Raw genomic sequence first — 467 nt, forward strand, 5'->3', positions numbered from 1 at the left:
CCGGCATCGGCTGAGACAAATTGCTCCTCTCCATGAAGCAGATTACCCAGCTGATTGAGGTCATGCTCGTTGGCCGCGGTGGTGACCAGGCTGTGGGTCAGGCCACTCTTGGCATCGACACCAATGTGGGCCTTCATGCCAAAGTGCCACTGATTGCCTTTCTTGGTCTGATGCATCTCCGGATCGCGTTGCTGCTCTTTGTTCTTGGTAGAGCTGGGTGCCTCAATGATGGTGGCATCCACCAAAGTGCCTTGGGTCATCATGACGCCTGCTTCGGCCAGCCAGCGATTGATGGTCTTGAACAATTGACGGGCCAGTTGATGCTGCTCGAGCAGGTGGCGGAAATTCATGATGGTGGTGCGATCCGGCAGGGCGCTATCCAGGGATAATCGGGCAAACAGGCGCATGGAGGCGATTTCGTACAGGGCATCTTCCATGGCACCGTCGCTCAGGTTGTACCAATGCTG

At 56.3% G+C, this 467-nt stretch carries 1 pseudogene; it reads right to left on the reverse strand.

The features are described from left to right. Positions 1-467, reverse strand: a pseudogene (locus tag RYZ59_RS24595) (IS5-like element IS5 family transposase); the annotation flags it as partial.

It is taken from the genome of Citrobacter sp. HN-141 (genome assembly GCF_033341895.1).
In the GTDB taxonomy this organism is placed as follows: domain Bacteria; phylum Pseudomonadota; class Gammaproteobacteria; order Enterobacterales; family Enterobacteriaceae; genus Citrobacter.